Annotated in this window: 6 protein-coding genes; 4 read left to right on the top strand and 2 right to left on the bottom strand. The window is 70.7% G+C overall.

All coding sequences use genetic code 11. From position 1 onward, the window contains the following. Positions 1-210: 210 nt before the first annotated feature. A complete protein-coding gene (locus tag IJH84_RS09695) occupies positions 211-630 on the bottom strand; it encodes a DoxX family protein (protein WP_295142959.1) in 420 nt (139 codons plus the stop codon). A 176-nt stretch (positions 631-806) separates the two neighbouring features. On the opposite strand from IJH84_RS09695, the gene IJH84_RS09690 reads away from it, so the two are divergent. From IJH84_RS09690 to IJH84_RS09680, 3 genes are all read left to right on the top strand, one after another. Continuing rightward, on the top strand, positions 807-1,589 hold the full coding sequence (locus IJH84_RS09690; protein WP_200073402.1) for a thioesterase family protein: 783 nt from the start codon (positions 807-809) through the stop codon (positions 1,587-1,589). Positions 1,590-1,932: 343 nt separating this feature from the next. After that, positions 1,933-2,049 carry a lasso RiPP family leader peptide-containing protein gene (locus IJH84_RS09685; RefSeq protein ID WP_200073403.1) on the top strand — a complete coding sequence of 39 codons (117 nt, stop codon included), beginning with the start codon at positions 1,933-1,935 and terminating at the stop codon, positions 2,047-2,049. A 45-nt stretch (positions 2,050-2,094) separates the two neighbouring features. Beyond that, entirely contained in the window at positions 2,095-2,613 is a 519-nt protein-coding gene (locus IJH84_RS09680; RefSeq protein WP_295142950.1) for a thioredoxin family protein, read from the top strand. Between the two features lie 16 nt (positions 2,614-2,629). On the opposite strand, the gene IJH84_RS09675 is transcribed toward IJH84_RS09680, so the two are convergent. Beyond that, positions 2,630-3,109, bottom strand: a complete 480-nt coding sequence (locus IJH84_RS09675; protein WP_295142948.1) for a hypothetical protein — start codon at positions 3,107-3,109, stop codon at positions 2,630-2,632. A gap of 96 nt (positions 3,110-3,205) precedes the next feature. On the opposite strand from IJH84_RS09675, the gene IJH84_RS09670 reads away from it, so the two are divergent. Next, positions 3,206-3,414: hypothetical protein (locus IJH84_RS09670; RefSeq protein WP_295142945.1), on the top strand; the 209-nt coding region annotated here is incomplete at its 3' end.

Genomic DNA, 3,414 nt, shown 5'->3' with positions numbered 1-3,414 from the left:
TCGCCGTGCTGTCCGCGCGGAGTTCGCTGGTGCAGGTCAGCAACCCGGACCCGGACAAGCTCGCGCAGCGGCGCACCACCGAGAAGACCACTGTGGACCTCGGCGCGGTGCTGTGAACACCGGCGGGCCGGTCGACCACCGGCCCGCCGCAGCACTCCGAACTCCTTCAGACGCAGCGACCCGCCCTGCCGCCCAGCGACTTGGCCGCACTCAGACAGCTGCGGGCGCGGAGTCCTTCCGCGAGGCGAAGGCCGCCTGCAGGGTGTATTTCGGGCCGCTGAAGCCGAGCGCGAGGCTCACCGCCGCCAGCACCAGCACGTACTCGAAGCCGCCATCGGTGGCGAAGTACGCCCCGGAGTGCGCGGTGACCAGCGCGCCGAGCATCACGGCAGCCAGCAGCACACCGGCGACCGGCAGCAGCACGCCGAGGATCAGCGCGAGCCCGCCGAGCAGCTCGACCAGCGCGGTGAACCAGGCCGCGGCAGCGGGCAGCGGGATGCCCATCTGCTCGAACCCGGCGCTGACGCCGGACATCCCGTTGATCGCCAGCTTCTGGTAGGCGTGCAGCACGAAGGTCACCCCGACGACCAGCCTGGCCAGCAGGGTCGTCAGGTCGCGGTACCGGTGCATCGGCTTTCCTCCCGGGTCGGTGGGCGCCGCCAGCTAAGCATGAAAGTTCAACTAAATCGCTCCCGCGCGGAATCGGATCACACGGACATCGGCGAAATTCCGCCGAAGGTTCGCAGCGGCACGACCGAACGCAGCACGCCTACCCAAAGTAAGCTACCGGCAAGTAGCATTCGGGCGTGCAAGACGAGACCCTCTTCCGGCCCGCGGGCGAGCTGTTCCTTCCCACCGACTCGGCGGGCAATCCGTGGGGCGAACTGACCGGCGGTGGCCCCGTCGCAGGCTTGATCGCCCGCGCCGTGCAGCGCGAACTGTCCGATCCGGACCTGTTCCTCGCACGTCTCACCGTCGACCTGCACCGCCCGGTTCCGCGGCGCACCGGCGTCGCCGTGCACACCAGAACGGTGCGCGAGGGCAAGCGGCTGCGCGTGCTGGAAGTGGTGCTGCACCAGGACGGGACCGAGGTGACGCGGGCACTCGCGCACGTGCTGCGCCGCGACCGGACGGACGAAGCCGAACCCGATGGCGAGATCCCGTTCGCCGGACCGGACGGAATCACCGACGGCACCCTGCTGCCCGCCGGGCTCGGCCTGCGCTGGGGCGTGCACGACGTGATCCAGGTGCGCTGGCTGTCCGACCAGATCTCCGGCAGCCCGAGCAGGGCGTGGATGCGCCTCCCGCTGCCGCTGCTGCCGGACGAGCCGACGAGCCCGCTCACCCAGCTCGCGGTGCTGGTGGACTGCATCAGCGCGGCCAGCCCGGTCGGCGCCCTGTTCGGGCCGTGGATCAACAGCGACATCACGCTGTACCTGCACCGCGAGCCGCGCGGCGAATGGATCGGCATGGAGATCGAGCGCGACGTCGAGCCGACCGGCATCGGCGTGGCCCGTGCGCGGCTGTTCGACGAGCACGGGCCGATCGGCACGGCGCACGAGGCGGTGCTGGAGCACCAGCTGGGTTGATGCGCGATTCGCACACTCTCGCGCATTTCGCGTGCACGATTTCCGGAACGCTCGTTACACGCCTAGTACCACCTTCACCGATTCGGGTCATCCTGCGGAAAAAAGATTGTGCCCGCCGCACGGCGACGCGCACTGTGATCGTCGGCAGAGATCAGCCGAACGCCCTTCGATAGCGCCCGCGAGACCCGACTCTCGGCGCACCTTGCAGGCCCCCGGGCGCGTATCCGGCGCGCGGGGCGGCGTTCGCAGGCACCGGGATCCCGGCGGTCTTGCGGACCACCGGCGATCGCCGGCTGATCCGCTGCCGGGTAGTCGCCGAGAACGTCGTGAAGAGGAGGCCGTCGTGGAGGAGCAAGCCGCACCGGAACCCTACGAACCGCCGGTACTGGTGGAAGTCGGAGAATTCGGCGCGGACGCCGCCGCGGACGGTTCCGGGCAATTCGATGCCTCCGTTCGCTGATCGGCGGAAAATGCGATGAACACGCAGCGCCGAGATTCCGGGTGGGTGGCCCTGCCCGATGCACCGGAGATGCGGGCGGTGGCCGACCGGTTCGATCCGCACGGCCGGATCGTGCTGCCGCACGCCTCCGGGAACCCGTGGCTGGTCGGTCACTTCGCCCCGGACGAACTCGTTCCGGTGGCGCTGGGGCCGGTGCGGGTGGCGCTGGTCGGACGCTGCCCGATCGACGCGGCCCGGCTGGCCGAGCTGCGCGCCCAGGGCAGGCCGGTGTTCGTCAACTTCACCGCCGCCTGGTGCGTGACCTGCCAGGTCAACGACCGCGCCGCCCTGTCCAGCCCGGCGGTGGCCGAGGCCTTCAAGCGCACGGGCGCGGTCTATCTCAAGGGCGACTGGACCAACCGGGACGGCGCCATCGCCGCCGAACTGGCCGCCCATGGCCGCGCCGGCGTGCCGCTCTATCTGATCTACGACGCCAAGGGCGGCGAACCGGTCGTCCTGCCGCAGCTGCTGACTGAGGGCATGGTGGCCAAGGCCCTGGAGGAGGCCGCGCGGCCTGCGGCCTGATCCGGGGCGGCGGGGCTCAGACCGCCGGGGCCGGCGGGGCGGTGATCACCTCGACATTGTCGTTGAGCAGATAGGCCATGTCGCGCAGGGCGGCGTCCTGGTCCTTGCCGGTCGCGGCCTTGCCGATCTCGCCCAGCTTCAGCGGCAGGTCTTGGGATATGCCGTGCAGGATGCATTTCAGGTCGCCGTCGGTGCCGCGCGCCTTGAGCACCTCGTGCCCCTTCTGGTCGAGGGCGGCCAGTTCGCCGATCCGGGCGGAGAAGGCGTCGAAGCCGGTCAGGGAGGCGGCCGGACCGTCGGCCTTCAGATGGCCGCGCCAGGCCTCGACCTCGGCCTTCAGGCGGCCGGCGCGGCCGACGATGTCGGCGAACAGCGGCTCCTTGGCCACCGATTGCGGCGCGGCGACGGCGACGGCGACGGCCGGCTTGGGCGCGGCGGCGGCCGGTCCGGTCGAGGCGAGCCAGAGGAAGGCGGCGAGGGCGACATCGCAGGACATTTTGGAATCTCTTTGCGCGAACGGCGTTGGATCAACCCGATTTGATGATATTTAGCCCCGCCGCGTAAACGCGATCCTACCAAAAGGGTTAACGACATGGCCGAGCTCGCCGCCGCCTGGAGCCGTCTGGACGCCGCCGCCCGCGAGACCGAAGCCATCCGCATCCAAGACTGTTTCGCCGCCGAGCCCGACCGGCTGGCCCGCATGACCCTCGACGCCGCCGGGCTGTTCCTGGACCTGTCCAAGCAGGCCTGGACGGCGGCCGGCCTCGACGCCGCCCTGTCGCTGGCCGCCGCCGCCGGGGT

It is taken from the genome of Saccharopolyspora sp. (genome assembly GCF_017434145.1).
GTDB classification, from domain to species: Bacteria; Actinomycetota; Actinomycetes; order Mycobacteriales; family Pseudonocardiaceae; genus Saccharopolyspora_C; species Saccharopolyspora_C galaxeae.
This window is presented reverse-complemented; position numbering and strand designations above follow the sequence as displayed.